We start from the raw sequence: 1177 nt of genomic DNA on the forward strand, positions 1-1177 counted from the left end.
TTACTCCTGAGTTAAAACCAATTACTTGGAAGAACAAAACACTTGCTTCACTTGCCAATATGGCTGTGGTCAAATTCCAGTTACGTAATTTAAGCACAGGTAAAAAAACAAAACCAAATGTTTCACCAGCTTGGGCTTTAATTTTGCAACAATCAGCTATGTCATGCCGTACTCGCCAATACAAAAAAGGCATGCGTGACTATTCATTTGCTTCTTAATAAGTGAGTTGTGTTATGACAAATGCGAACGATTCAAACTGGATAATTTATGGAGCAAATGGCTACACGGGCGAGTTAATCGCTCGTGAAGCTGTACGCCAAGGTCTAAAACCAACTTTGGCTGGTCGTAACAAAGCTAAGGTTGAAGCACTTGCTCAAGAGTTGGGGCTTGGTTATAAGGCTTTTGGGCTCGATAACGTGGATGCGGTAAGTGAACAACTCCAAGGCTTTAAACTGATCATGCACTGTGCAGGGCCATTTTCCGCGACATCGAAACCCATGATGGAAGCTTGTATAAAGGCAGGTGCTCACTATCTAGATATTACGGGCGAAATCTCAGTATTTGAGTTGGCACAGTCACTTAACAGCCAAGCCGAAAAAGCCGATGTTGTGCTTTGTCCAGGTGTTGGTTTTGATGTGATTCCGACAGATTGCGTTGCCGCTGCGCTCAAAGAAGCTCTGCCAGATGCGACCCATTTGGCGCTTGGTTTTGACTCTAGAACAGGGTTTTCACCGGGTACTGCTAAAACAAGTACAGAAGGCATGGCCGAAGGCGGAAAAATTCGTAAAAATGGAAAAATTACCACCGTTCCATTAGCACATTATGTGCGAACCATTGATTTTGGTGACGGTAAAAAAAGTGCCATGAGTGTTCCGTGGGGAGACGTATCTACTGCATTCTATACAACAGGTATTCCAAACATTGAAGTGTTTGTACCTGCATTCCCTAAAATGATTTTTGGCGCGAAAATGATGAACTATTTACGCCCAGTATTAAAAATTAATGCTGTGCAGAAGTTTATTAAGTCGCGTATTGAAAAAACGGTTGTTGGGCCAAATGAGGAACTTCGCGCGAAAGTACCTACCTATGTTTGGGGTGAAGCCAGAAATTCACGTGGGGAAATCAAAACGGCCCGCATCCAAACGGAAAATGCTTATAGCCTTACCGTAAATGGCTC

General features: G+C 43.2%; 1 protein-coding gene and 1 pseudogene. Both read left to right on the forward strand.

Features of this window, described 5'->3' with window-relative positions; translation table 11 throughout:
• A pseudogene (locus tag C1642_RS17810) lies at positions 1–218 on the forward strand (2,4-dienoyl-CoA reductase); the annotation flags it as partial.
• Between the two features lie 15 nt (positions 219–233).
• A partial coding sequence (locus C1642_RS17815; RefSeq protein ID WP_228153975.1) for a saccharopine dehydrogenase family protein occupies positions 234–1177 on the forward strand: 944 nt, incomplete at its 3' end.

It is taken from the genome of Acinetobacter sp. AKBS16 (assembly GCF_002899995.1).
Classification (GTDB): domain Bacteria; phylum Pseudomonadota; class Gammaproteobacteria; order Pseudomonadales; family Moraxellaceae; genus Acinetobacter; species Acinetobacter baumannii.